The organism is Streptococcus sp. A34 (genome assembly GCF_043674115.1).
Classification (GTDB): Bacteria; Bacillota; Bacilli; order Lactobacillales; family Streptococcaceae; genus Streptococcus; species Streptococcus suis_V.
In genome coordinates this window covers 61875-88080 of the sequence record NZ_JBIMJM010000001.1, presented here as the reverse complement: position 1 = coordinate 88080, position 26206 = coordinate 61875, and the positions used below count along the sequence as shown (strand labels likewise).

General features: G+C 44.5%; 23 protein-coding genes. 6 read left to right on the top strand and 17 right to left on the bottom strand.

Translation table 11 applies throughout. From position 1 onward, the window contains the following. Positions 1-93: 93 nt before the first annotated feature. The 4 genes from ACHBGV_RS00445 to ACHBGV_RS00430 form a co-directional block, all read right to left on the bottom strand. Positions 94-1215 (bottom strand): LPXTG cell wall anchor domain-containing protein, encoded by a 1122-nt coding sequence (locus ACHBGV_RS00445; protein WP_394735400.1) that lies wholly within the window; start codon positions 1213-1215, stop codon positions 94-96. Positions 1216-1269: 54 nt separating this feature from the next. Then, positions 1270-2643, bottom strand: coding sequence for an SEC10/PgrA surface exclusion domain-containing protein (locus ACHBGV_RS00440; protein WP_394735399.1), 1374 nt, complete (start codon positions 2641-2643; stop codon positions 1270-1272). A 346-nt stretch (positions 2644-2989) separates the two neighbouring features. Then, positions 2990-3916, bottom strand: a complete 927-nt coding sequence (locus ACHBGV_RS00435; RefSeq protein ID WP_394735398.1) for a helix-turn-helix domain-containing protein — start codon at positions 3914-3916, stop codon at positions 2990-2992. 152 nt (positions 3917-4068) lie between these two features. Next, positions 4069-4302, bottom strand: a complete 234-nt coding sequence (locus ACHBGV_RS00430) for a GlsB/YeaQ/YmgE family stress response membrane protein (RefSeq protein WP_105111298.1) — start codon at positions 4300-4302, stop codon at positions 4069-4071. 129 nt (positions 4303-4431) lie between these two features. Here ACHBGV_RS00430 and ACHBGV_RS00425 point away from each other — a divergent pair, with 129 nt between their 5' ends. Next, a complete protein-coding gene (locus ACHBGV_RS00425; protein ID WP_105111299.1) occupies positions 4432-4572 on the top strand; it encodes a putative holin-like toxin in 141 nt (46 codons plus the stop codon). 220 nt (positions 4573-4792) lie between these two features. On the opposite strand, the gene ACHBGV_RS00420 is transcribed toward ACHBGV_RS00425, so the two are convergent. The 5 genes from ACHBGV_RS00420 to dhaS form a co-directional block, all read right to left on the bottom strand. After that, positions 4793-5026, bottom strand: coding sequence for a GlsB/YeaQ/YmgE family stress response membrane protein (locus ACHBGV_RS00420; RefSeq protein ID WP_024377350.1), 234 nt, complete (start codon positions 5024-5026; stop codon positions 4793-4795). Positions 5027-5085: 59 nt separating this feature from the next. Continuing rightward, complete coding sequence (locus ACHBGV_RS00415) at positions 5086-6327, bottom strand: aminopeptidase (protein ID WP_394735397.1); 1242 nt, start codon at positions 6325-6327, stop codon at positions 5086-5088. Between the two features lie 297 nt (positions 6328-6624). Continuing rightward, entirely contained in the window at positions 6625-11019 is a 4395-nt protein-coding gene (locus ACHBGV_RS00410) for a PolC-type DNA polymerase III (RefSeq protein WP_394735396.1), read from the bottom strand. A 96-nt stretch (positions 11020-11115) separates the two neighbouring features. Next, positions 11116-12111 (bottom strand): DhaKLM operon coactivator DhaQ, encoded by a 996-nt coding sequence (dhaQ, locus tag ACHBGV_RS00405; protein WP_394735395.1) that lies wholly within the window; start codon positions 12109-12111, stop codon positions 11116-11118. Continuing rightward, the gene (dhaS, locus tag ACHBGV_RS00400; protein ID WP_105122619.1) at positions 12108-12662 is read right to left on the bottom strand and encodes a dihydroxyacetone kinase transcriptional activator DhaS; all 555 of its coding nucleotides are present in this window, start codon (positions 12660-12662) and stop codon (positions 12108-12110) included. Before dhaS ends, dhaQ begins: the two co-directional genes overlap by 4 nt. A 147-nt stretch (positions 12663-12809) precedes the next feature. On the opposite strand from dhaS, the gene dhaK reads away from it, so the two are divergent. From dhaK to dhaM, 3 genes are read left to right on the top strand one after another with little or no spacing between them, the layout of a single operon-like run. Continuing rightward, positions 12810-13799, top strand: a complete 990-nt coding sequence (gene dhaK / locus ACHBGV_RS00395; protein WP_172066899.1) for a dihydroxyacetone kinase subunit DhaK — start codon at positions 12810-12812, stop codon at positions 13797-13799. A 10-nt stretch (positions 13800-13809) separates the two neighbouring features. Next, positions 13810-14388 (top strand): dihydroxyacetone kinase subunit DhaL, encoded by a 579-nt coding sequence (dhaL, locus tag ACHBGV_RS00390; RefSeq protein ID WP_105160275.1) that lies wholly within the window; start codon positions 13810-13812, stop codon positions 14386-14388. Beyond that, positions 14385-14759, top strand: a complete 375-nt coding sequence (dhaM, locus tag ACHBGV_RS00385; RefSeq protein ID WP_105122616.1) for a dihydroxyacetone kinase phosphoryl donor subunit DhaM — start codon at positions 14385-14387, stop codon at positions 14757-14759. Before dhaL ends, dhaM begins: the two co-directional genes overlap by 4 nt. A 357-nt stretch (positions 14760-15116) precedes the next feature. Here the strand turns inward: dhaM and ACHBGV_RS00380 are convergent, their stop codons facing one another. From ACHBGV_RS00380 to ACHBGV_RS00360, 5 genes are all read right to left on the bottom strand, one after another. After that, positions 15117-16970, bottom strand: a complete 1854-nt coding sequence (locus ACHBGV_RS00380; protein ID WP_394735394.1) for a proline--tRNA ligase — start codon at positions 16968-16970, stop codon at positions 15117-15119. A gap of 339 nt (positions 16971-17309) precedes the next feature. Continuing rightward, entirely contained in the window at positions 17310-18569 is a 1260-nt protein-coding gene (gene rseP / locus ACHBGV_RS00375) for an RIP metalloprotease RseP (RefSeq protein WP_394735393.1), read from the bottom strand. 9 nt (positions 18570-18578) lie between these two features. Beyond that, the gene (locus tag ACHBGV_RS00370) at positions 18579-19385 is read right to left on the bottom strand and encodes a phosphatidate cytidylyltransferase (RefSeq protein WP_105122233.1); all 807 of its coding nucleotides are present in this window, start codon (positions 19383-19385) and stop codon (positions 18579-18581) included. A 9-nt stretch (positions 19386-19394) separates the two neighbouring features. Beyond that, positions 19395-20150: an isoprenyl transferase gene (locus ACHBGV_RS00365; protein ID WP_105111706.1), complete on the bottom strand. Its 756-nt coding sequence runs from the start codon at positions 20148-20150 to the stop codon at positions 19395-19397. Positions 20151-20308: 158 nt separating this feature from the next. Then, complete coding sequence (locus ACHBGV_RS00360; protein WP_172009548.1) at positions 20309-21166, bottom strand: helix-turn-helix domain-containing protein; 858 nt, start codon at positions 21164-21166, stop codon at positions 20309-20311. Positions 21167-21474: 308 nt separating this feature from the next. On the opposite strand from ACHBGV_RS00360, the gene ACHBGV_RS00355 reads away from it, so the two are divergent. Together ACHBGV_RS00355 and ACHBGV_RS00350 are read left to right on the top strand one after the other, a co-directional pair. Beyond that, complete coding sequence (locus ACHBGV_RS00355; protein ID WP_394718679.1) at positions 21475-22239, top strand: YiiX/YebB-like N1pC/P60 family cysteine hydrolase; 765 nt, start codon at positions 21475-21477, stop codon at positions 22237-22239. A 12-nt stretch (positions 22240-22251) separates the two neighbouring features. Continuing rightward, positions 22252-23370 carry a hypothetical protein gene (locus ACHBGV_RS00350; RefSeq protein WP_172009550.1) on the top strand — a complete coding sequence of 373 codons (1119 nt, stop codon included), beginning with the start codon at positions 22252-22254 and terminating at the stop codon, positions 23368-23370. Positions 23371-23726: 356 nt separating this feature from the next. On the opposite strand, the gene yajC is transcribed toward ACHBGV_RS00350, so the two are convergent. From yajC to ACHBGV_RS00335, 3 genes are all read right to left on the bottom strand, one after another. Next, on the bottom strand, positions 23727-24050 hold the full coding sequence (yajC, locus tag ACHBGV_RS00345) for a preprotein translocase subunit YajC (protein ID WP_394735392.1): 324 nt from the start codon (positions 24048-24050) through the stop codon (positions 23727-23729). Between the two features lie 93 nt (positions 24051-24143). Further along, on the bottom strand, positions 24144-24479 hold the full coding sequence (locus ACHBGV_RS00340; protein WP_105122234.1) for a hypothetical protein: 336 nt from the start codon (positions 24477-24479) through the stop codon (positions 24144-24146). Between the two features lie 44 nt (positions 24480-24523). Next, on the bottom strand, positions 24524-25816 hold the full coding sequence (locus ACHBGV_RS00335; RefSeq protein WP_394735391.1) for an adenylosuccinate synthase: 1293 nt from the start codon (positions 25814-25816) through the stop codon (positions 24524-24526). Positions 25817-26206 lie beyond the last annotated feature (390 nt).

Sequence of the window (26206 nt, the reverse complement as noted above, 5' to 3'; positions counted from 1 at the left end):
AAACCATCGGGGTCATATTCCTTTTCATACAAAGATAGCATACTCTTCCAAACCTATTGTTTAGTAGGGACGAAGAGTATGATACCCGCCATTTTATTCTTCGGTATACTTCCGACGCTTGATTGCGAAGGATAACCCTAAACCTAGTACCGTGAAACCAGCTAAACTAGACAAGATACTTTCATTACTTCCTGTTTGTGGTAGGCTAGCTGCCTGAACTGGCGCGTTTTCTACGTCAACGAATCGAGTTTGCTCTTTAGAAGTAGGCGCCATTCCAGTTGTCTTTATAGTTGATACATTTGATGGTGTATTTGTACCAATCGGTGCTGGGGTACCTGTGTTTTTCACTGTTCCTTGGTCATCACCAGTTCCCTCTGTCGGAGCCTTCACTTGTTCTTGGAGATTGTAAAGGTTCAGGAGATTTAGGTAGTGTTTGACAGCAAGGGAGTAGTTATCCTGTAATTCGGTCAACTTAGCAGATTCTTGTTGATATACTGCACATGCTTCCTCTCTGGCTTTCACAGCCTTGTCATAGGCTTCTTGTGCTTTGACCAAGTTTTCTTCAGCTTCTTGTAAACCTAAGAGTTTTGCCTTGGCATCTACCACTTCTTGTTTGGCGTTTGCTAAGTCCGTTTCCAAGTTTTGAACATCTTGGTTGAGTTGGTTTACTTTTGTTTTCAACTTATCAGCTTGGGCTTGCTTGACTAGATAGTCTGAATACAAGTCAGCAGCCTTAGCTTGAGCCTGGTTAAGAACTGCTTTAGCAGTAGCCAGTTTTTGAGCTTGTTCAGCTTTTTGGGCTGTTAGAGCATCTAGGGCATCCACAGCTTGGTCATATTTCACTTTAGCTTCTGACAATTTGGTTTTAGCTTCATCCAAGTTCGCTTGAGCTTTTGTTGTTTCACTTTCGGTAGACAACAAATCGTTGTAAGCATTTGTTGCTGATACAACATCGGCTTTCGCGTCATTTAAAGCAGTTACAGCTTGAGCCAAATCAGTTTTGGCGCGATTATGTGCCACATTAGCGATTGCCAATTGTGTTTTCGCGGTGGTTAGGGCGCTTGTGTCGCTTGTGAAGGTTACATCTGCAGAGTGTACTAACTCATTAGCTTCAACGGCGTCTGTGAATAGGCCATCAAGTGTGAACTGGTCGTGATATATTGCAATAACTGTCCATGGTTTATAATAGTCAGCGGAATACCCACCCAAATCCATAGTTTCTTCATCGTGAATGTATAAGCCGATGCTTTTAGCCTTGTCGAAATTACTCTAATGACCGTAGTTGCTGCGTGAGTCAATTAGTGTCATGTAGACCATCGAAGTGTTGAGCCCTTCCATCAGTTCACGCAATGTCGGTGCTGTTCTATATTCGTTGTATGCTAGGTTTTCACCTGCTGAAACAGTGGTATTTGGGAACACTACTTTTTCACTTTCGCGTAAGATTGTACGGTCATGTTCAAATTCCGCATCTTTCGCATCATACATTTCGCTTCGGACTTTCGCCAATTCAATCATTTTTGTGTTGGCTGTAATGGTCGTCAATCCAATGGTTTCTGCCAAGGTGTTATAAACATCGACTGCGAACTGGTTTAATTGTTCGATTTGTTTGGTTGCCAAATTATCCAAATCTACAAGCTCATCGCCACCAGTGATGTTAAGTTTCCAATGTTGTTCTAGATTTTCTCTAATTTGTGCTGATTCAATAATCTGTTTCAACTCAGCAACAGATTCCCGTGTTCGCGTTTCGGAAAGGAATTTCTTAACGGCATCTTTTACGTTTTGTGGTAGATTAATATCAACATTGTAAGATACTTCGTTCTGAAGAGAATCTACAACTTCTTGAGCTTCTGTCACTTTGTTTGCTGTGTCAGCTACTTGAGCTTCTAAACCAACAACCGTAGTTTGAGCGTTGCTTTCCGCTTCTTTAGCGGTGTCAAGGGCTGTTTTTGCATCTGCAATTTCTTGTGTCAAGGTTTGGTCTTTTGCTTCCGCTTCAACTACGGCTTGTTCAGCTGTCGCAACATTTGCTTCTGCTGTAGCCACTTCTTGTTTTGCTGTATCGACACTAGCTTGAGCTTGCTCAACGTTTACGGTTTGGTTTTCCAATTGTGTAACAGTTTCTTGAGCTGCGTCTGCTTGTGCTTGAGCTTCGGTATAAGCTGTGTTTGCGGTGTCAGCTACTACTTGTGCTTGGTTCGCTTGGGTTTGTGCTGTTGATGCTTCTTGTTTTGTTGATTCAAGCAAGGCTTCAGTTTCTGATACGGTAGTTTCTGCTTCAACAATTTCAGCTTCTACTACTTGAATAGCTTCTGGTGTTGCTGTTTCTGCGGTTGCTTGAGCAGCTACAAGTGTTTCTTGTGCTGCGGCTTCAACTGTTTGTGCTGCCTGCTTATCAGATAAAGCACTGGACACTACTGATTCTTGATTTTTCACTGCTTCCTCAGCAGTGTTCACATCTGTCTTTGCAGCAGCTACTTGCTCGGCTGTAACTTGATTGGTCGTTGGTGTTTCTGTTGAATTAGACGTTGGTGATGTTGAATCAAGTGTGTTAGCACTCACTGCAGCACCTGATAAACTAACCACTCCTGTTGCAAGAACGGCTGAGGCAAGGGTAACTGTCTTTAACAAGTCTTTCTTATTCATATAAGCTCCTTTTATATTGTATCACTACTATTGTCCCCCCCCCCCGAAGCCTTTTGTCAAGCGGTTTTGCTTGATTTTTTGTATATTTTTAGTTGCTTTTCAATGCCTTTTTTCTTTTGCTTGATGGATAGACATCCACTATCTCTGGAGGGGGAACAATGCACGAATGAGACAGGATCTCCCCAATAGTCTATCAAATATTTTTTTCTTAAAAATAGCCAAGCAAACTATTGTTTCAATTTAACTTGTAAAGCGGAAATTTCTTCTGATTTTTTCAATACAGGTAACTATAGTTTCATCTAGTTCTCATTCTGAAAATGAAAAAAGCAGCCACGGCTGCTCCTTACTAATATCGATGACCGACTGAATCGGTCAAATCAATTCCGGTTTTATTGAGTTTATTAAAGATTTCCCGAAATTCGATTAACCGGCGCATATTAGCCTCGGTGGGTATGAGATTGGTATCTGCTTCAAGATAGGTAATGATGTTTCGGGCACGAGGGATGGCGGACTTATCATTTTGCCGTAGAAGATTGTAAACGGCCCGCATTTCGATGCGACATAATTCCCTCACCAAAAAATGCTTGGCAGGGTGGGGGAAATTCTTAATTTCTTCAGCCAGAGTTCCAGCCTTGAGATAGTAGCCTTTTTCGGAAAAGTAGTCGATCATAAACCCCAGATTCAATAGGGACTGAATAGCTGTATCAAAACTCTTGGTCGTTTTATAGGTGTCCAGATAGAACTGTGTCATTTTTTCATTGAGTTCATAGGAACAATGTTGAAAAATTTGCACATGCAAGTCATGTTCTAGGACATTGAGGAAGGTGATTTTTTTTAGATGATGAATCATCCTTTCTTCTATCTCCTTCTTCCTATCCAGATTGCTACCCTTACTATAGTCTGTAAACATGTATGCAACCAAGTCCAACATTAATTGCTTGAGTTCGGGATTATCCTTGACATAGTCTCCCATTTGTTCATTAAACTTTTGACGAAATTCGAGGCTATTGACTTGTTGCCGTCTATTTTCTGCCCAAACTTGCAAATAATAATCGATACTATCCCCTTGATAACGAAAGGCAAAATCCTCCCAGGTGACACCGATCGAAATCAGGAGACGACTGAAGTTCTCAACACTGATTCCCTTCTCCTCTTTTTCAAATTGGCTGAGAAATTGTGGACTCACAATACTTCCAGCCGCTTCCTTTAGAGATAACCCTCTCTTTTCTCTCAATTCTTTAAAAGTACGGCCAAATGGATGCAAATCTGACATAGGATTCCTCCCTTTCTGTATATCTATGTCATCTATTATAACCGACTTTGCTATCTTTTGGGAGGTGGTTTAACTAATAGTTTCATTTTTCTTTCATAAAATGCCATTTATTCATTTTTCAAACCTTCATGAAACTATAGTTTACTTTCTATCTAGCTTTTTCGACTACTAGAAAAAATCGCCACCAGCAATACTGCTCCAAAGACTGACGGTACCAAAGCCATACCAGCAAACTGTGGACCCCAGTCACCAAAGAGCAGTTGCCCAATCCATGAACCTGCAAGTCCAAGGATGATATTTCCAAGACAGCCACGACGGTCATCTGACGAAGTAAGAGCACCTGCAAGCAAGCCAATAATGGCTCCTGCGATAATACTTGATAACATCTTCTATCCAGAATGTTTTCAGCATACCAGAAATATAATACATATTTGCATTTTATGATATAATTATTTAGTAGAAAAGTGAAGACGGTGGCTCTTGAGTTTCTGAAAGTGAGGTGATGCCTATGGGCAATTCATCAAAATCTAACAGAAAGGAGGAGCATTCTTTTGACAGCTTTTGAAGTTGTACAAACGATTCTAGCTTTTGGTGGCTTTACCATTGCTTTAATCAGCTTGTGCTATAAAATCTTCAAAGAAAATGACAAAAAATAACCCGTCCCCACTTTTGACCGAGTTGTTGGACGAGTTATAGTCTAATATAAACGAGTCACCGTCTTTTTAACGGTTCTACGTCAGGTGGTTGTTATCGCAACTACCTTTTTCTATTTCTATTATAACACGAAAGCTATGAAAAGCAACTTTTAATAATATCGGTATACCAGTAAATTTATCTGACTTTTTCAGAAAAAATCGGATAATAGAATTATTTTAGTTAATTCCGTCTAGAACTAGAAAAAATCGCCACCAGCAATACTGCCCCAAAGACTGACGGTACCAGGGCCATACCAGCAAATTGTGGTCCCCAATCACCAAAGAGCAACTGTCCAATCCACGAACCCGCAAGTCCAAGGATAATATTCCCCAGACAACCACGACGGTCGTCTGACGAAGTAAGAGCACCTGCAATCAAGCCAATAATAGCACCTGCGATAATACTTGCTAACATCTTGTATTCCTCCTATTTCTTACAAAATAAGACTGGTTGCCCAGTCTTATATCATATCATTAGATAGCCCACTCACCGTCGCGGAAGATTGGTACACGAGTACCATCTTCACGGATACCGTCAATGTTCATCTTGTTAGAACCAATCATGAAGTCCACGTGAACATCTGAACGGTTGAGACCAGCTTCTTTCAACTCTTCTTGGCTCATTTCTGTACCACCTTCGATAGAGAAGGCATAGGCTTGACCAATCGCCAAGTGGTTTGAGGCATTTTCATCGAAGAGAGTGTTGAAGAAAGTCACACCTGATTGAGAAATTGGACTCTTATCTGGCACAAGCGCAACTTCACCAAGACCACGTGCACCGGTATTGTCAAAGACCAATTTTTTCATGACTTCGTCACCTTTTTCAGCCGTTACATCCACGATTTCACCATCTTTGAAGGTTACTTTGATGCCTTCGATGATGTTACCATTGTAGCTGAGTGGTTTTGTAGACGTTACATAGCCGTCTGCTACACGGTAGTCAGGTGCTGTGAAGACCTCTTCTGTTGGCATGTTGGCAATAAAGTGTTCACCTTGGGCATTGACCGAACCAGCCGCTTCCCACAAGTGGTTTTTCGGCATACCGAGTACCAAATCCGTGCCAGGAGCCGTGTAGTGCAATTTGACAAACTGCTCGTCGTTGAGGACCTTAGCCTTAGCCACCAAGCGTGCTTCATGCTCTTCCCAAGCCTTGATTGGATCTTCCTCGTAGATACGGCAAGTCTTGAAGATTTGGTCCCAAAGAAGATCCACTGCCTCTTCGTCAGACGCTGCATTCGGAAAGACTTTTTTGGCCCATTCCAAACCAGAGGCTGCACCGAGTGTCCAGCTAATTTTGTTAGCTTGAGATGCTTGCCGCATTGGGTTCAAGGCCTGGCTAAGTGCGCGTGCGTTGCGAGACAATTTCTCTGGATCAACGCCATCGTAAGCACCTGGGTCATCAGACAAGACCACCAAACGGCTGGCCTTACGCTCCAAGAGGTAGTTCATTTCTGTGATGCGTTGTGGATGAACTTGTTCCAAGAGTTCCACATCGACATTGACCAAACGCTCACGAGCAATCACATCGTCCAACCAGTTGACCAATACTTCAGCCGCACCATGCGCATAAGCCTCTTTAACAATCAAACGAGCCAATTCAGCCTGTTCCACACCGATTGTCAACTGTACCGTATGTCCAGGTTGGACATTGATACCTGTTGAAACCAAGAGTTTAGCATATTTAGCAAGATTTTCTTTAAAATTTGGTAGTACCATTTTATTCTCCTTTGAAATGTAATACTAGATTATTGTATCATATTTTCTCATTTTTCTGACAAAAAAAACAAAGCCCTCCAATCCAAAGATTAGAGGGACTTAGCAACAAATAAATTTGGGAGGCGATAATCAGGAATACTCTATCTTAACCATTCCGTAGGTAGCTCAAACAGTCTGGGGGACTGTTTGAGGAGTAAACCTAGAAACAAGAAAGTTTACTACCGTCCGACATCATCTCAGGAAAGTCTGTAAAGAGACTTTGTCTACAAACTCTTTTCATTTTCTTCCTGACTATTTTTAAAACAAATCATCAAAGAGGCTGAGTTGGTTATCCTCTGGCATTTTACCGAGGATACCCATCTCGTCCATTTTTTCAACCAGCGTTGTGGACAAGCCACCCCGTTTGCGGAGCTCTGTTTTGGAAAGGAATTCCCCTTCTTCACGGGCTGCAACCAATTGCTTGGCTACGTTTTCACCCAGACCGTCCATGGCTACAAAAGGCGGTATCAAGGTATCCTCTTCAATTAAAAACTCGGTCGCATGGGACTTGTAGAGGTCCAGCTTGCCAAACTTGAAGCCACGCTCCAGCATTTCATTGACCAATTCTAGGGTAGTATAGAGATCTTGCTCGACGTTGGAGGCCTCGTTATTCTTCTTCTTGAGGGCAATCTCTTCCATCTTGGCCTTGACCCGGTCCAAACCACCTGACATGGTCGCCAAATCAAAGGCCTTGGCACGGATAGAGAAATAGGCCGTATAGTAATAAAGCGGATGATGAACCTTGAAGTAGGCTACCCGCAGGGCCATCATAACGTAGGCCGCCGCATGGGCTTTGGGGAACATGTACTTGATTTTTCCACAGGATTCGATGTACCAGTCCGGCACCTTATTGTCCTTCATGGCTTGGATGTAGCCGTTGCGCTCTTCCTCGGAAATTTTCAGCCAGAGGCCCTTCCGCACCCGCTCCATGATGTTAAAGGCCATTTTCGGTGGCAAACCAGCATGCATGAGATAGACCATAATGTCATCCCGACAGCCGATGACGGTGGATAGGTCGGCAATTCCCGCCTTGATCAAATCCTGGGCATTGCCCAACCATACGTCCGTACCGTGAGACAGTCCAGACAGCTGGAGTAATTCAGAGAAGGTGGTCGGCTTGGTTTCCTCCACCATGCCTCGAACGAAGTTGGTCCCAAACTCGGGAATCCCCAACATACCGGTCGGTGTGCCAATCTGCTCTGGGGTAACTCCCAGAATTTCCGTGCCAGAAAAGAGGGCCATGACTCCCTTGTCGTCAGCAGGAATGGTCTGCGGATCGATGCCAGACAAGTCCTGCAATTTACGAACCATGGTCGGGTCATCGTGCCCCAAGACATCGAGCTTGAGGACGTTCTCGTCAATATCGTGGAAGTTGAAGTGAGTAGTCTGCCAGTTGGCGGTCACATCATCGGCCGGGTACTGAACAGGCGTAAAGTCATAGACATCCATGTAATCAGGGAACACGATAATCCCCCCTGGATGCTGGCCTGTCGTCCGTTTGACACCAGCCGCTCCTGCCGCTAAGCGCTCCACCTCTACATCACGGTAGAATTTACCATAATCCCGCTCGTAGCCACGGACAAAACCGTAGGCTGTCTTGGCCGCAACCGTACCTACCGTTCCTGCCCGAAAGGCATTTTCCGCGCCGAAAATATCTCGCACATCCAAGTGGGCAGAGGGCTGGTCATCACCAGAGAAGTTCAAGTCAATATCGGGTACCTTGTCCCCATCAAAACCAAGGAAGGTCTCGAAGGGAATATCCTGTCCGTCCTTGTTGTACTTGTTGCCACACTGGGGACAAGGCTTATCCGGCATATCGAAGCCCGAACCGTAGGAACCGTCTGTGATAAATTCACTGTGTTGACAAGAAGGACAGACATAGTGCGGAGGCATAGGGTTGACCTCGGTAATCCCAATCATTGTCGCAACGAAGCTGGACCCGACAGACCCCCGTGAACCAACCAGGTAGCCCCGCTCATTTGACCGTTGGACCAACATCTGCGATGCCAGGTAAATCACGGCGAATCCATTACCCAGAATGGACGTCAATTCCTTCTCAATTCGCAGGTCAATAATATCCGGCAGAGGATTGCCATAAATCTCGAAAGCCTTCTGGTAGGTCAACTCCGCCACTGTCTCTTCTGCCTTTTCAATATAGGGCGTGTAGAGGTCAGTCTTGACCACTTCCACATCCTCGAAACGATCCAGCATGGCATTTGGATTAGTGATGACAATCTCACGCGCCTGCGCCTCGCCTAGGAAGGCAAATTCATCCAGCATTTCACTGGTAGTACGGAAATGCGCCTTGGGCAGGGGAGCAGGCTGGGCATTCTCACCATTGCCGATAGTCCAGTTAATCGGCGAACTTTGGCCCAAGGCCCGCACAATAATTTCACGATAAATTTCTTCCTCGGGGTCAATATAGTGGACATTACCCGTCGCAAGAACAGGCAGATTAGCCCTGCGACCGACCTCAATCAACTGCTTGATGGTCTCCTCAATCTCGCCCATGTTCTTGAATTGCTCCTTGGCAATCATGGGCGCGTAGAGGGCTGGAGGCATGACCTCGATAAAGTCATAGTAGGTAGCCTTCTTAACCGCATCGTCAATGCCCTTGGACAAGAGTTCGTCGAAGACTTCACCCTCTTGGCAGGCCGTTCCCAAAATCAAGCCTTCTCGATGAGCATCCAGCACCGTCCGCGGAATCCGAGGAACACCCTCAAAATACTGGGTATTGGACAGGGAAACCAGCTTGAAGATATTTTTCAGCCCGACCTGATTGATCACATAGACCGTCGCATGCTTGACGCGGGCTTTTTTGTAGGAATCCTCAGCAATCAGGTCACGATTGAGCTGATTGAGATTGGTAATAGCGTGCTTTTCGAGTGCATCTTTCAAGAAAATAAAGAGTAGACGACCAGTCGCCTCGGCATCGTAATTGGCCATGTGGTGGTGCTCCAAGGCAACCCCAAACCGCTTGGTCAGCGGCCCCAAACCGTGCCGTTTGAAATCTGGATAGAGATTGCGGGCAAATTCCAGCGTATCAATGACCGGCTGCGTGATGGTCGGCAGACCCGCCCGTTCATAGTTGACATCCATAAAGCCGACGTCAAAGCTGGCATTGTGGGCAACCAGAACGCTGTCCTGACAGAATTCCTGAAACTCCCGCAGGACCTGCTCCAAGGGCTTGGACCCCTGCACATGCTGGTCCGTAATTCCCGTCAACTCGGTCGTGAACTGGCTGAGTGGGTGCCCCGGATCAATAAATTCATCAAATTCTGCAATGATATTGCCCTTGTACATCTTAGATGCCGCAATCTGAATCAGAGCATTGTTGACCGCAGAAAGTCCGGTCGTCTCCACGTCAAAGACTACATAAGTCGCATCTGACAAAACCAAATCCGTCTCATTGTAGACAATAGGCACCGAGTCCTCAACGATATTGGCCTCCATCCCGAAAATCGGCTTGATACCCGCTTTTCTGGCAGCGTGGTAACCGTGAGGGAAGGACTGGACATTGCCGTGGTCGGTAATAGCAACCGCCTTGTGCCCCCAGGCTGCAGCCCGTGCCACCAAGTCCTCAACGGCAGGAAGGGCATCCATGGTTGACATGTTGGTATGGGCATGAAATTCGACCCGTTTCTCACCTTCTGGCATCAGGTCCTTGCGGATTTCCTTCTTGACTTCTTGGATTTCCTGGACATTCATGGTCAGATCACGGGTGAAATTGTTGGTCTCCACATTTCCCCGCACCCGGAGCCATTGCCCCTTCTTTATCATACTAAATTTCTGGGCCTCTTCCTCATTTTTAGCCCATTTTTGCAGGGTAAACGAAGAGGTATAGTCGGTCATCTTGAAGTTGATAATGACCCGTCCCGTCTTGGTTGTCTTGTGCTCCGCCTCAAAGACCAGCCCCTCAAAGACCACGCGGTTTTCCTCACTGTCGACCTCAATCATAGGCGTAATCTCCGCCTTATCGATGGCTACCTTGACAGGTCGGTTGGCCTTCTTATATTCTGGGACAAATGGCTGAGCTGCCTCTGGTGGTGGCGCCATCTGTGCTAGTTGTTCCAGAGCAGCCAGATTTTCCTCATTTGCCTGCTGGTAAATTTGCTCATTCTGATTCTGGAAGTCCGCAGCCTGTTGCTCGGTCATGGTTTGACAAACTTCGATGTCCACCTTGAGATTTGCAAAGCCGAAACGGGCGTATTGCTCGACTAGATTTGGCAGATGATTCTTGCGAAAATGAACCGTGTCAATGGTTTCAGGTCCCTTGATCCAGAGAACACCATCCCGATAGACGACTTCCAGCGGCTGAAAGAGGGCCTTGAAACCAGCACTCTGGCAGAGCTCCTCCGTAAAGGCCTCCGGATAGTAGGCCACCAGCAAGTCACCGTCATAGGCTTCCAAATCCGTCACAATGGCAAAACGGACCCTATTGCCCATCTTTTCAAACTCAGTAGCTAGCCTTGCCTTGAAAAGCTGATAATCCAGGAGGGTCAAGGGAGCAGGCAAGCGGAAGGTAAATTCCCAGAGCTTGCTGACCTTGTGCAGGACAACCTTCTCAATCTTTCCAGATGAAAAAGCCTCTGATTGCCGAGCATCAAGAGGCATATTGATCTGTTGGAGCAAGAGTTGAAATTTATCTGACATGTTGATTTCCTTTGAATGTTGTTAGGATTATTTTACCACAATCCAGCCCAATTTTCGAGGGGAAGACTATGGCAAGTCCTGACCGCATTCACCTTTCTACCAGGCAGCCGCATCCGTATCCGCCAGCAGATAATCCAGCCACTTACGGTCTTTCAAGCGACAGAGGGTCACCGAAATCCCAGCCATGTCTAAGCTGGTCATCAATCTTCCCTGCTTGATAAAAGGAAGCTGCAGGCCCTGCAAATCTAGAAATTGGCAGATAGCATTCGTGAAGATTCCCAATTCTAACTCTGAAACGGTACCCAAATTGTTGACCAAAAGGATATAATCTTCACCCTCTCGCCAGTGGAATTTTATATTTAATTTGTTGACGATTTCATTGGCCAACTGCTCAGCCGATTCAAAAGTGACCGTCCGGTAACCTTCCTCCCCGTGAATCCCCATGCCATAGGAAATCTTGCCCTTTTCCAGCTGAAAGAGGGGTTGGTCATGCCCAGGAAAATGAGCAGACCTGGTCGCAAAGCCAATGGTAGCAATCTCCGTCGCCAATTCTAGGCCAAGGGCCTCCAGTTCAGCCAAACTGGCCCCAGCCTGAGCCGCAGCACCTAAGATTTTATGCAAGAAAATAGTGCCTGCCAGCCCCCGATGCCGCATCTGAAATTGCTTTTTGGGCTCGACAGAAATATCATCGTGGGAAACAATATAGCGGACATCGATTCCTTCCTGACGCGCCTGTTTAATGGCCTGGCCGAAGTCTGCTAAATCAGCCTCGAAATTCTTGACAATGACAAAGACACCCCGGCCTCTATTGATATGGCGGATAGCTCTTAAAATCTGCTCTGGAGTCGGCGGAATAAAGATTTTCCCATAGACAGCGGCAGTCAGCATACCCTGGCCGACAAAACCAATATGGGCCGGTTCATGCCCGGAACCACCACCCGACAAAATCGGCACCCGGTCCTCGGCCTGATTTTTATCCACAATAATGGGATAATTCTCCAGTTGCTCCAAATGAGGATGAGCCAGCAAGAGCCCATCTATATAGGATTGTAGCAAGTCTTCCTCCTGATAAAATAATGGCAATTGACTCATTGTCCTCTCCCTCCTTCAAGTGATTGCAACAAGACGGAAACTAGGTTCCGATAGGAAGTATGTAGCTGGTGATTGGGGTCAACCACCCCCGCCTCAATAAAGCCCACCAAACCCTTGGTATGGTAGGCTAATAGGAAGAGCCTTAACGACCCTACTACTTCTACCTCTTGCTTAACAGACCACTCATCTATGATTTTTTCCAACAAAAGCCTAACATAGTCAGATAAATAGCTCCTGAAGTCATTCTGCTCATTGACTGAAAAAATCCGTGCATAAAAAGACTGGTTGCTGTCGAAATAGTAAAGTAACTCATCCAACAACTTCCATCCACTAATATAATTCAAATTATCCGTAATCTGCTCTTCCAGCTCCGTCTTAAAAATCCAATCTAAGAGCTCATACTTGTCTAGGAAATGATTGTAGAAGGTCTGGCGACGAATAGCAGCCTCCTGCATAACCTCTACCACAGACACCTTCTCAAATCCCTTTTCAATCAACTGCTTTTTAAATGCCTTTGCGATGCGCTTTTTGGTCAGCAATGAAGTGCCCATGCTGCCTCCCTTCTGGTCTCTCCTATCTTATTATACATTATCAGATACACTTATGTAAAAAAAGGGACAAAATTGACCAATTGTCCCTTTAATTTGTCTACACAATACAATATAATAATCTTAGTATTATATCACGGAGGTTTTCTCATGAAAAAAATTATCAATCAACCTGAAAATGTTGTTGACGAAATGCTCAATGGCCTGGTCTTTATGCACAATGACCTGGTAGAACGTATAGAGGGCTTTGAAGTCATTGTCCGCAAGGCAGAAAAGACTGGCAAGGTCGGTATCATCTCTGGAGGAGGCTCTGGCCACGAACCATCTCATGCAGGCTTTGTCGGTAAAGGTATGCTGTCTGCTGCTGTCTGTGGCGCAGTATTTACCTCCCCAACACCGGACCAAATTCTAGAGGCAATCAAGGCAGCCGATGAAGGTGCCGGGGTCTTCATGGTCATCAAGAACTACTCTGGTGACATCATGAACTTTGAAATGGCCCAAGAATTGGCAGAAATGGAAGGTATCGAGGTCGCAAGTGTAGTTGTCGACGATGATATTGCCGTGGAAAATAGCCTCTATACCCAAGGTCGACGCGGGGTTGCTGGAACCATCCTAGTTCATAAAATTCTCGGACATGCTGCTGAACAAGGCCAGTCTCTCGCTGCCATCAAAGAGTTGGCCGACAAATTAGTTCCACAGATTAAGACAATTGGTCTGGCCCTATCTGGTGCAACCGTTCCTGAAGTAGGAAAACCTGGCTTCGTTTTAGAAGAAGATGAGTTTGAATATGGGGTCGGCATCCACGGCGAACCTGGCTATAAGAAGGAAAAATTGCAACCGTCCGCAACATTGGCAGCCGAATTGGTTGAAAAATTAGCTCAAGGCTTTGAGCTCAAAGAAGGCGAACATTACGGTCTTCTCATCAATGGTCTAGGCGCAACCCCACTCATGGAGCAGTATGTCTTTGCCAACGACGTAGCTAAACTATTGCTGGAAAAAGGCATTGAGGTAGACTACAAGAAAATCGGCGATTACATGACATCAATTGATATGGCTGGCCTGTCATTGACCCTTATAAAATTAGAAGAACCAAGCTGGCTAGAGGCTCTAAACGCCCCTGTACAAGTAGCTGGCTGGTAGGAGAAAAACTATGGATGTAAGAACAGCATTAGCTTGGATGACACGATTCAACGAAAAAATTCAAGCAAACAAGGATTACCTAAGCGAGCTGGACACCCCTATTGGTGATGGTGACCATGGAGGCAATATGGCCCGTGGGATGGCTGCTGTGATGACTGAACTGGATGGCAAGGAATTTGCCAGTGCGGACCAGATTTTCAAAATTGTAGCCATGCAACTACTCAGTAAGGTAGGTGGTGCCTCTGGTCCCCTCTACGGTTCGGCCTTTATGGGTTTATCTAAGGCTAGCCAAGCTGGTGCTGAACTGGCTTCTATGTTACAAGAAGGCCTGGATATGATTCAAAAACGCGGCAAGGCGGAGCTGGGCGAAAAAACCATGGTCGACGTCTGGACCCCTGTCATCTCTGCCATTAGGGAAGACAAACTCACTCCTAATCTGATTCAGGAAATTGTCCAAGCTACTGCTGATACACTTGCGACTAAGGGACGTGCTTCCTATGTTGGCGAACGTTCTGTCGGCCACATCGATCCTGGTTCTTACTCATCTGGCCTACTCTTTGAATCCCTCCTGGAGGTGACAGGTTCATGACAAAAACTGGCATCTTACTAGTCTCCCATTCCAAAAATCTTGCCCAGGGGATTATCGATTTAGTCTCGGAAGTAACTCAGGACGTTTCTTTGACCTACTGCGGTGGCTTGGAGGATGGTTCAATCGGCACTAGCTTTGAGGCCGTCCAGGCAAAGTTAGAAGAAAATGATGCAGACACCATCTTAGCCTTTTTCGACCTAGGAAGCGCTCGGATGAATATCGAAATGGTTGCTGATTTTTCAGAAAAAGAAGTCCTAATTCAGACTGTTCCCGTCGTTGAAGGCTGCTATACAGCTGCCGCTCTCCTACAGGCAGGAGCCGATTTAGAAACCATTCTGCACCAATTACAGGAGCTTGAAATCAAAAAATAGATTCATTATTAAAAGAGCCTGGGCAAAAAGCCTAGGCTCGCTTTCTTTAGTTTGTGTCACCATCTCAGCGCAGGGGTTGATTGGCTTTCACAGTTTGGGGAACTGTGAAAGGCGGGAAATTGGGATTGTGAAACAATCCTCAGCACTTCGCGTTTTACGCTCCGAACCAGACCTTTACGTATGATGAGAACTGAGTTCGCTCAATTTCCAACCTTCTACTGTCTCCCAAACAGTTGAAGCTGTGCGAGGAAAACGAACTCTCTTTTTATCTATCGAGTTCTTTCTCGCTCCCGAACTAAAAATCACATAATAAAATAGTTAGAGGCTGGACTTTATGCCCAACCTCTCCTTTATTTGTTACTTATTCAAAATTTTCAAAGTTTCCAAGAGCTGGTCGACATGGACTTCGACAGTGTCGCCAGTGCCCTTGATTTTGACTTCGACCACGCCGTCGGCAGCTTTCTTACCAACAGTCACACGAATTGGCAAGCCAATCAAGTCACTATCAGAGAATTTCACACCGACACGCTCGTTGCGGTCGTCTGTCAAGACTTCATAACCAGCAGCCACCAAGCTTGTTTCGATGGACTGGGTCAAGGCCATAGCTTCTTCGTCCTTAACATTGACTGGGATCAAATGCACATCAAACGGTGCCAATTCTTTAGGGAAGTTGATGCCCCAAGCGTAACGGTATTCGCCTTTTGGTGTCTTATTAACAAAGAGGCGAGCATGTTGCTCAAGAACGGCTGACAAGAGACGGCTAACACCAATTCCGTAGCATCCCATGATAATCGGCATTGAACGACCATTCTCATCCAAGATGTTGGCATTCATGCTGTCTGAATAGCGTGTACCGAGTTTGAAGATGTGACCAATCTCGATACCACGGGCAAAGTTGAGAACCCCGTGTCCATCTGGAGAAGGTTCGCCTTCCTTGACTTCACGAATATCCACATACTCAGTCACTTGGAAATCACGTCCCGCATTGGCACCTGTGTAGTGGAAACCGTCTTCGTTGGCACCGACAACAGCATTTTTCACATCTTGCACCTTGCGGTCTGCAATAATCTTGATGTTTTCTGGCAAGCCGACTGGTCCAAGGGAACCAAAACCTGCACCGAAGATTTTTTCAGCATCCGTTTGGCCTGCTACATCAAAGAAATCTGCTCCGAGGTGGTTTTTCAATTTGACATCGTTAACTTGATCATTACCAACAAGGAGGGCAACAACTGGCTCGCCATCTGCCATAAAGAGCATGGTTTTGATAGTTTGCTCTTCAGCGACATTCAAGAAGGCTGCCACTTCGTCGATGGTTTTGGCATCTGGCGTCGCTACTTTAACCAAGTCTTCTTCGACGACAACTGCTGTACTTGGTTTGTATTCGCTAGTCGCCATTTCTAGGTTGGCAGCGTAGCCTGATTCGCTAGAGTAGGCGATGGTATCTTCACCAGACACAGACCAAGCCAAGAGTTCCGCCTTGATCGCTTCAAGAACATCCTCTGGGATTTCCTCAAAAGAAGCAACCGACTTATCCAAGACAACCCAACGGTCCAGGTCGGTACGGTCTGGGGTAATGGCCATAAATTCCTGGCTATCCTTACCACCCATGGCACCACCGTCACCGATGATAGCCTTAAACTCAAGTCCTGCACGAGTAAAAATAGCCTCGTAAGCCGCCTTATAGTCATCATAGGTCTGGTCCAAGCTTTCATAGCTAGCGTGGAAGCTGTAACCGTCTTTCATGATGAACTCGCGACCACGGAGAAGACCGTTACGAGGACGTTTTTCATCACGGTATTTTGGCTGGATTTGGTAGATGTTGAGCGGTAACTGCTTATAGGACTGCACCGCATCACGCGCCAAAAGAGTCACTGTTTCTTCGTGAGTTGGTCCCAAGATAAAGTCAGAACCTTCGCGATTTTTGAGCTTGTAAAGGTCATCGCCGTAGGTATCGTAACGACCAGACTCGCGCCAAATGTCGGCTGACAAGAGGGCTGGTGCCAAAAATTCAATAGCATCAATCTTATCAAATTCCTCCCGCATGATATTTTTGGCTTTTTCAATCACACGGTTGGCCAACGGCAAATAGCTGTAAATCCCAGCGGAAATCTGACGCACATAACCAGCACGCACCATAAGCGCATGACTGATGACCTGCGCATCAGAAGGCATCTCCCGAAGAGTCGGGATAATCATTTTAGATTGTTTCATGTTGATGATACAGAGAGCGACCAAAAAGCGACCGAATTTTAGGAAACGACCTGAAATCCTGATTTCAGAAGTCGTTTATCTAAATTCCGAGCTTTTCGCTCGAGTTCAAATCTAAAAACTCTCTGTTCCTTTCTTTTTCTTAGTTTTCAGAACTTCCTGCGTTTATCACGCATTCAGTTCCTTTCTTTATTTTGAAAAACCAGAGACGAATGACTGGCGACGACTGAAAATTCCAAGCTGACGCTCGAGTTCAAATCAGTAACTCTCTGTCTTCCTTTCTTCTTTAGTTCCTGGAACATCCTGCCTAGAGCAGGCATTCAGTTCCTTGCAAATTTTATTTTAGAAAAATACTCGCATAATGTCATTCCAGGTCACGACCAGCATGAGGACGACCATGATTGCAACGCCTGCCAGCGTGATGTAGGATTCCGTTTCTGGCTTGAGCGGTTTGCGACGAATTCCTTCCAGGATATTCATAACAATTTTTCCACCATCAAGGGCCGGAATCGGAATGAGATTGAAAATTCCTACGTTTATCGACAACATAGCCATCAGTCCAATAATAGACATCCAACCATCTTGAGCCGCTTGATTGCTGACAGAGTAGATAGCCACAGGACCACCTAGTTGCTTGACATCAAAGCTGGCAATCAGATTTTTCAAGGCTGTGACAATCATGAGAGCTGTCACTCCGGCCTGCTGGACACCACCAATAATCTTGTCCAAGACACCCGTCTTCAAAATAGGGGAAACACCTAGTCTGTAGGTGCCATCTTCCTGCTTGGCAGTCACAGACACATTCTTCTCAGTCCCGTCCTGCTCCACAAGCAAGTCAAACTTAGGAGCACTGCTAGCATCCTGCACTGCCTGCTCAATCACCTTAGAAATATCGGCGTAAGAATCTGTTACCTGACCATTGACCGAGAGAATCTTATCTCCAGTCTCTAATCCAGCAGCTGCAAGGGCACTACCCTCTACAACTGTCACCTGATTGCTAGACGTATCGGCCACACCGCCCTGCATGAACATAAGCAGGATGAAGGCCAAAACACCGAGGATAAAGTTGTTCATGGGACCCGCAAAGTTAGTCATGAGCCGACCCCAGATCGTCGCATTTTGATACTGGACATCCAGCGGTGCAATGCGGACTTCCGTCCCATCTTCCTCGACAATGGTCGCGTCGTGGTCCACCTTATAGGTCTTGGTCTCATCCAGGACCAGACCAGTGATTTCCAGCCTATCTTCAAAGTCAAAGCCGGTCACATTCATGGGCAGACTGTTGACATCAAAGCCCTTACCCGATAGGTTGATTCGAGTCACAATGCCGTCTGAATTGAGGGTCAAACTGGCCGGTGTCCCGGTCTTAATCTCCGTCTTGTCCTCGCCCCAGCCAGCCATACGAACATAGCCGCCAAGCGGAAGAATACGAATCGTATAGGTCGTCCCGTCCTTGCCCGTATGAGCGAAAATTTTCGGACCCATACCAATGGCAAATTCCCGAACCAGGATGCCTGCTTTTTTGGCGAAATAGAAGTGACCAAATTCATGGATAACCACAATCACGCCAAAGATAAAAATAAATGCTAAAATTCCCTTCATGGAACCTCCTTAAAATAAGCCGAAGAAGTGCATGATTGGAAAGACAAAAATGACACTGTCAAAACGATCCAAGATACCGCCATGCCCTGGAATCAAATTACCAGAATCCTTGACACCAAAACGGCGCTTGATAGCACTCTCAACCAGATCTCCAAACTGGGCCACGACAGAAAATACAGCCGCCAAGACCAGCATCAAGGGAATTGAATAGACGTCACGAATTTCCTTGGAGAAGATGAGATAGATGGCTGCCACTACAACTGCCGAAGCAATCCCACCGAGAAAACCTTCAATGGATTTATTAGGTGATACCAGAGGAGCCAGCTTGCGCTTGCCAAACTGACGACCAAGCATATAGGCACCAATATCCGTCGCCCAGACAAGCAGCAGGGCAAAGAATAGCTTGTTGAGACTATCCATACGCGCCAGGGCCAGATTGTGGAAACCAACCCCGATATAAAAACTGCTGGCAATAGGATAGACCACTTCTGAGTAAGTATAGGTGCCTGTATGGAAAACGATCGAACCCATCAGAATAAAGACAATGACCGTAAAGGCCACATAGTTCCCATCCGTCGGCAAAAATGGCAGATAGTTCTCAAGCGGAAGGGTCAAGACAAAACTTCCCAGCATGGCCAGGATACCCTCAATGGAATTAGGCGCCAGCTTGTACATCCGCATCAATTCCGCAGTAGCCAGCATGGCCAAGAGCCCCAGCACCAACTGGAAGGTCACCCCACCAATATATATAACAGGGATAAAGAGGGCCAGTGCAACGACCGCCGATATCACCCGTGTTCTTAGTTCCTTTGTCATCATTTCTCCTTACACACCACCAAATCTTCTATGGCGACGATTGTATTCTTTTATGGCTAATAGCAGAGCTTCTCCATCAAAGTCCGGCCAGGCCACGTCAGTGAAGTAGAGCTCACTGTAGGCTATCTGCCAGGGCAAAAAATTACTGAGACGGAGTTCACCACTGGTCCGAATGACCAAATCAGGGTCTCGCAGGGAAACCGGCAAACTACCTGTATACAGATAATCAGCAATCAGCTTGTCATCAATATCCCCTGGATTGAACTTAGCATCCAAAATATCCTGCGAAATCGCCTTAATCGCACGAGACAGCTCATCACGACCGCCATAATTCAAGGCAAAATTGAGGATGAGACCGGTATTTCTCCTGGTCTTTTCTTCTGCCATCCGCAGTGCCTTCAAGGTCGCCTCTGGCAGGCGAGAATGGTCACCAATCATCTGGATTTTCACATTGTTGGCATGAAGCTCCGGCACGTATTTATCGTAAAATTCAACCGGCAAATTCATGATAAATTTGACTTCCTTCTCAGGGCGGGACCAATTTTCCGTTGAGAAGGCATAGACTGTCAGGACCTTGACCCCTAGTTTAGACGCTGTTTTTGTTACCTTTTGCAGGGCATCCATACCGGCCTTATGCCCCATAATCCGAGGCTGCATCCGTTTTTTGGCCCAGCGACCATTCCCATCCATAATGATGGCAATATGTTTGGGCACCTCCACAGGCGTCTCAAACTTCTCTTTTTTCTTAAAATTCCACTTAAACATGACTTTTTCCTCAAGCTATAATCAGTCTATTATACCACAGTCTCTAGTTTTTAAGCAAAAAGCACATCATGAGGATAAGATAAAAACCAAGGATTCCCCTGGTTTTTCTGTCCATATTGTTCTAACCGAATATTTTGAGTTTGAGACAGGATTAGAAACTAATGTTGCATAAAGCTACGGTCAATCTCCATTTTAATTTGCTGCAAGGCAAGATTATCACCGCATAGTTCAAGTAAATCGACACCTTTTTCAATCAGAGATTGGTTTGATTGGCAAATGCCTAGTCGAACCCATGCAAATCCTAAAAAATCGTAACGTTTCGTTTTTTGAGCAACATCCAGCATTCTATCAGCAAACTCAGTTGCCTGTTTTATTCGTCCGTTAGCTAGATAAACCGTCGATAGGTTAGCATAAATACCAAACTTTTTATCAATCACCTCTATAAAGCCGTCATACTTATCAAGTGTTAGTAAAATTTTATCTGTCAAATACTCCAACGACTCAAATGATAAAGAAAATAACACTGCTGTCAAAAATTTCAAATCACTCAAATACCAAGTATCATGTTTTTCCAAATAAGTAAGAATTTGATCAACAAATTCTTGGCGCTCCTCCACCTTCTCAGTCAAACCATTTTCTCGAATATGATTAACAAGTCGCAAGCGTAAAAAAATATTTTGGATGGTAATATCATGACTCCTTTTCAAATACCGCTCACAGTCCTCCAGTATATCACGGATTCCATTAGTTCCAAGCAACGCTGGAATATCTTGCATTTTGTCCAAAATTTTTTGGCGTTCCGATGGATGATAAAGATTACAAATATATACAAACTCTTCGACAGTCATATCTATTTGGTCCAGTAAGTATAGCATGTGTTCAAAGCTAGGAATTGATTTACAATTTTCGAACTTAGATAAGGAGACACGTGAAATCTCATTACCACAAACATCCTCCTGACTCAAACCCTTAGACTTTCTAATATCTCTATAAACTTTGCCAACATCCCATCTCATAGTAATCCTCTCTATACTTTGTAACTAAAGTTTACATTTTATATAAGCTCTTTTTATTTATGTTAAAATTATAACATAAAATACAACAATACCGGAGGTATGTTATGAAAAAGTTTCAATTTCATTACTTTATACTAGCCTTATCAATGGTTATCACTACGCTTTCAGCTAGCGATTTCCCTTGGTTTTGGTGGCTATAGATATTTATACTTTAGAAAGTCTAGGTGATTCCCATGTACTAAAGTTTCAACCACATCTCTAATTTCCCCCAGAAAAGACCGTCATCTTTATCTGAGCAAATTCAAAAGATGACGCTAGCTATTTCAATTTTCTTTGCTTCCAATAAGGAGGAATTCAAAATAAAAAATAAAAAATTATTGACAGCTTTCTCTGTCCTCTGTCTATCCTTGGCTTTACCTGTAGCTACAATAAATGCTGAAGATAGCACTGACTTATATCGTGATGCTAATACTTCTGTCGGAAATGATGTACAACTAACTCCTGAGCAAGAGTCTATTCTGGAAAATATGCCTAATTTAGAGCAGGAATATTTAGAATATGGTTTAACAGCACCTGTACAGGCCGATGTCAAAGATCGCACCCGTGCCCGCATCGGAACTTGGAGTTGGCGTGATGGACTAATCTGTGTTACCACCCAAGGCTTCGGAACCAAAAGTATTAATACATGGCATGCCGCTATTGTTGCCCCTCAAGATGTTCATGTTGTAGCTGAAGCTCCTAGAAAAGGCGAAAATATTAGACTTAAAAGCGGAGAATGGACTAGCAGTTCCCACACAATCTGGCAAGTAGGTGTGAATGCAACTAGTGTGCAACAGGATTGGAACGCCGGACATTGGGCAGGACAGCAAGTTGGGAAACCTTATAACATCAACTTCTGGAATGCCAGACAAACAGGAAGTTTTTACTGCTCTCAATTAGTTTGGGCAGCTTACTATTATACTGCTGGTGTTGACTTAAATAAAAGCGATAACGATGCTGGAGCAGCTATTGCTATCCATCCTGGTGAGTTTGTAAACAACCCCAAAACAACCATTGTCTATAGGAACCGATAATGGAGGTGGTTTATGAAAAGGTTAAAGAAAATACTTTTATTAATTGTCGGATTGATGATAGCCATAAGTATTTATTTAATTGCAACCAAAATTCTATCCAATCCGACAATAGATATTAACTCTGAGGCAGATTTCTATATCATCAGCAATAACAATATCACTGGATACCGCTTTGAAAACAAGGAATTTATTCCCGTCTCTACAAACTCAATTGAGCTTGTAAAAGGGCAAATAAACCCTACTGTCCATCGTGCAGAATTGGAAAATCGTTATTTGGTTTTTTCAGAAGAAGGTCCTCCGTTAGGGGTTGTCGGACGGATTATTTCCATTGATTTTGAAGATGGGAAAATTCGATATAACAAAACACCTGAGTATGCCTACACCTCCTCGGGTCAATATCAAAATCTTTACTTCACATCTGAAGCCAATACAGGAGAAACCTTCATCGCCTCATTTGATTCGAATCTAAACAAAAAAAACAAATATATTTTTGAAGAACCCCTACTAGGAAATGATTTTAAAGCAGATGGAGACTATATCTACTTTCTGGGCACAAAGGTACATGGACAAGGAACTTTTCCTACAGATCTATATAAATTGTCTATCAATAATGGTGAAATACGTTTGGAAAGCAAGGAGACTCTTTTTGAAAACTCAGATACCACCTATTCTTTTGAAGACACTATTATAAAAAACAACAGTCTATTTGCTGTTGTGAATGGGCGCCGAGATTCTCCCTATGCGTCATGGGTACCCATTGGTAAAATTCTCCACTATGACTTAGACTCTAAGCAAAGTGAATTTATTGATTTACCTGAAATTTCACCAACCAACATCTACGACCTTGGTCAAGATATATTGGCAATAGAACACGAACGAAATGACTCTGGCAAGGTCTGCTTTAGCCTTTTCAATACCCGTGATTATTCTACTCAATTCGTAGACCTTTCTCAATATGGTCTTTCTAGTAATCAAGCTTACATAAAAGATGTAAAAAGAATTAATTCTGACACAATTCTCATACTAGCTGGAAATCAATTAATTGCATACAATACAGACGCAAACGAAGCTGTTACTTCTATGGACTCTATCGAAGAAAACTCGTTTCACATTTGGTCAAAATTTAGATAAAGTTTGTTTGTAAGTATACTTTTCAAAAATATACAATATTTACCGCTGCGGAGAGGTACCGCTACCACAGGAAGCAGTTGAAAAACTAAACAATTAGCAATAACGAATCTTAGTAAATTCCTGCTAATACTCAAAGAAAATCAAAAGTAGCTGAGCCTAGGAAACGAAGTTGACGATAGAACTTAGGTTCATTGATAAGAGTTGAGAGTGGATAAGATGATTCTCCAAGAGTGAAATTTCTCACTTACAGAACGTAACACTCTCATGCAACCCATCATCTATCTCTATACCTACCTATACACAAAAAGAGTTATTGACTCCCAAAATTAGCTGGGCAGTCAATAACTCTCTTTTCTTCACTCTTCAATAACTGATTCTTGAACTGGCTCAACTGTTTCTAGAGCTGGTTCTTCTGCTGCTACTGTTGTCGTGGTAGCCGGCATCACACGATTGCGAATGGCTCCACGTTCAAAAGTCAAATAGACACCATCCACATCCAGAACGACCTTCTTGTCGTCGATTTCATCAACGATACCAAACAAGCCACCGATGGTCACGATTTCGTCACCTTTTTTGATTTGACTAAGGGCGTCTTGGCGCTGTTTCTGTTGCTTACGCTGTGAATAAAACATGAAACCAACCATAGCCACCATGATTAGGGGTAAAAATAAACTTTCCATTTGTAAACCTCTTTATTTTATAGAATCTAGTAAAATCTATTATAGCAGAATATCAAAAAAGAACAAGTTCAGATAGAACTTGCCCTTCAATCTTTAATTTGAATATAGATCCAACACGGTTTCGGCAATCCAAAAAAGAGCTAGACCTGAACAAAGCAGCAATACCACCCCTACTATTATCAAAAAGGTTCTCCATCCTTTTGACAGTGGAGCAGAAATTCCATAACCAAGGCTAAAGCCAAATATAGGAAAAACCAAGGGTCCAATAAAGGGAAATAGGAGCAGACTTAGCAAGGAGCCTATCAAATAGTAACGATGTTGCTGTTTATCCTCCATACGTGGCAAACTCCAAGCAACCACGAAAACCAGGTAGCCCACCAATATGCTGAATAAGAACAGGACTCCAGTAACACCCAATATGAGGAACATACTATTTTTCTCCTCCTAACTCTACTGATTTCCCGCTCAATATCCTATTTAGAACTCCAGACACTTTCAAGGATGTTGGTTTGTTCGCGACCTGGTCCTACCGAGAACGTCGAGATACGGACACCGACCAATTCGCTGATACGGCGAACATAGTTGCGGGCCGCCTCTGGCAACTCATCCAAGCTACGCACGCCTGTAATATCTTCAGACCATCCTGGCATCTCTTCGTAGATTGGTTTGCAACGCTTGAGTTGCTCAAGGCTAGCTGGATAGTGGTCAATGCGCTCCCCATCCAAGTCGTAAGCCACGCAGATTTTCAAGGTGTCAAGACCTGATAAAACGTCAATCGAGTTGAGGGACAAGTTGGTAATACCTGACACACGGCGGCTATGGCGCATCACCACTGAGTCAAACCAACCGACACGGCGTGGACGACCTGTGGTCGTGCCGTACTCTTTACCGATTTCACGGATACGGTCTCCGATTTCATCGTGCAATTCAGTTGGGAATGGTCCGTCACCAACACGGCTGGTGTAGGCCTTACATACACCGACAACCTTGTCAATCTTACTTGGACCAACACCACTACCGATGGTCACACCACCGGCAACAGGGTTTGAAGAAGTAACGAATGGATAGGTACCTTGGTCAATATCCAACATAACCCCTTGGGCACCTTCAAACAAGACTCGTTTGCCTTGGTCCAAAGCATCGTTGAGGATGACAGACGTATCGGTCACATATTGCTTGATTTCTTGACCGTAGGCGTAGTATTCTTCAAAAATCTCGTCAAATTCGATTGGCTTAGAATCGTACATTTTCTCGAAAAGACGATTTTTCTCAGCCAAGTTGGTACGGAGACGTTCTGCAAAAATCTCCTTATCTAGGAGGTCGGCGATACGGATACCCACACGCGCAGCCTTGTCCATGTAAGCAGGACCAATACCCTTGTTGGTTGTCCCGATTTTATTATCCCCCTTGGCTTCTTCCTGCAATTGGTCTAATTTGATATGGTATGGCAAAATGACATGAGCGCGGTCTGAAATGCGCAGATTGTCTGTCGTTACACCCTCGTCATGAAGGTAATTGATTTCCTTGACCAAGGATTTTGGATTGACCACGACACCGTTACCGATGACAGAGATTTTTTCTGGAAAGAAAATTCCTGACGGGATCAGGTGCAATTTGTACTTGGTGCCATCAATGACGATGGTGTGACCGGCATTGTCACCACCTTGATAACGTGCGATGACTTCCGCATTGGCAGAGAGGAAATCCGTGATTTTGCCTTTTCCTTCATCACCCCACTGGGTTCCAACAACAACTACTGATGTCATAATTTAAGATACCTAGAACACCGCCAAATCGACTAGAAAGTCTGCCTTTAAACCTTTGACAGCTCCAACTTTTCCTTGGTGTCCAATTCCTTTCAAACACTTCTGGCAGGAATTTCACCTGCAAGTTTCGTTTACAATCTATTTTATCAAAAAACGAACGTTTCATCAAGAAATAGCCCGTATTTCAAAAATGACGAACTTTTATTTTTTTACTGTTTCTAAAACAAGCAAAATACGATTGTTGGCGCTGTTTTTACAAAAATATTATGTCCTTTGATGGAAAATTCCGAAGTCTAAACCTTGCTTTTGGTCGTTTTCTCTGGATTTTCAAGCCAAAACGTAGCGAAAATTTGTATTTCTTCAGCAAACTAGATAAAATTGGAATAAGAA

Bases quoted from the DNA above. Each gene is read 5' to 3' on its own strand.
- ACHBGV_RS00335 (WP_394735391.1), bottom strand. From the start codon at position 25,816: ATGACATCAGTAGTTGTTGTTGGAACCCAGTGGGGTGATGAAGGAAAA.
- ACHBGV_RS00445 (WP_394735400.1), bottom strand. From the start codon at position 1,215: ATGGATTTGGGTGGGTATTCCGCTGACTATTATAAACCATGGACAGTT.
- ACHBGV_RS00355 (WP_394718679.1), top strand. From the start codon at position 21,475: ATGACGCTAGCTATTTCAATTTTCTTTGCTTCCAATAAGGAGGAATTC.
- dhaK (WP_172066899.1), top strand. From the start codon at position 12,810: ATGAAAAAAATTATCAATCAACCTGAAAATGTTGTTGACGAAATGCTC.
- ACHBGV_RS00380 (WP_394735394.1), bottom strand. From the start codon at position 16,970: ATGAAACAATCTAAAATGATTATCCCGACTCTTCGGGAGATGCCTTCT.
- ACHBGV_RS00340 (WP_105122234.1), bottom strand. From the start codon at position 24,479: ATGTTCCTCATATTGGGTGTTACTGGAGTCCTGTTCTTATTCAGCATA.
- ACHBGV_RS00415 (WP_394735397.1), bottom strand. From the start codon at position 6,327: ATGGTACTACCAAATTTTAAAGAAAATCTTGCTAAATATGCTAAACTC.
- ACHBGV_RS00370 (WP_105122233.1), bottom strand. From the start codon at position 19,385: ATGACAAAGGAACTAAGAACACGGGTGATATCGGCGGTCGTTGCACTG.
- ACHBGV_RS00430 (WP_105111298.1), bottom strand. From the start codon at position 4,302: ATGTTATCAAGTATTATCGCAGGAGCCATTATTGGCTTGCTTGCAGGT.
- dhaL (WP_105160275.1), top strand. From the start codon at position 13,810: ATGGATGTAAGAACAGCATTAGCTTGGATGACACGATTCAACGAAAAA.
- ACHBGV_RS00410 (WP_394735396.1), bottom strand. From the start codon at position 11,019: ATGTCAGATAAATTTCAACTCTTGCTCCAACAGATCAATATGCCTCTT.
- ACHBGV_RS00350 (WP_172009550.1), top strand. From the start codon at position 22,252: ATGAAAAGGTTAAAGAAAATACTTTTATTAATTGTCGGATTGATGATA.
- dhaM (WP_105122616.1), top strand. From the start codon at position 14,385: ATGACAAAAACTGGCATCTTACTAGTCTCCCATTCCAAAAATCTTGCC.
- rseP (WP_394735393.1), bottom strand. From the start codon at position 18,569: ATGAAGGGAATTTTAGCATTTATTTTTATCTTTGGCGTGATTGTGGTT.
- yajC (WP_394735392.1), bottom strand. From the start codon at position 24,050: ATGGAAAGTTTATTTTTACCCCTAATCATGGTGGCTATGGTTGGTTTC.
- ACHBGV_RS00435 (WP_394735398.1), bottom strand. From the start codon at position 3,916: ATGTCAGATTTGCATCCATTTGGCCGTACTTTTAAAGAATTGAGAGAA.
- dhaS (WP_105122619.1), bottom strand. From the start codon at position 12,662: ATGGGCACTTCATTGCTGACCAAAAAGCGCATCGCAAAGGCATTTAAA.
- ACHBGV_RS00365 (WP_105111706.1), bottom strand. From the start codon at position 20,150: ATGTTTAAGTGGAATTTTAAGAAAAAAGAGAAGTTTGAGACGCCTGTG.
- ACHBGV_RS00360 (WP_172009548.1), bottom strand. From the start codon at position 21,166: ATGAGATGGGATGTTGGCAAAGTTTATAGAGATATTAGAAAGTCTAAG.
- dhaQ (WP_394735395.1), bottom strand. From the start codon at position 12,111: ATGAGTCAATTGCCATTATTTTATCAGGAGGAAGACTTGCTACAATCC.
- ACHBGV_RS00420 (WP_024377350.1), bottom strand. From the start codon at position 5,026: ATGTTAGCAAGTATTATCGCAGGTGCTATTATTGGCTTGATTGCAGGT.
- ACHBGV_RS00440 (WP_394735399.1), bottom strand. From the start codon at position 2,643: ATGAATAAGAAAGACTTGTTAAAGACAGTTACCCTTGCCTCAGCCGTT.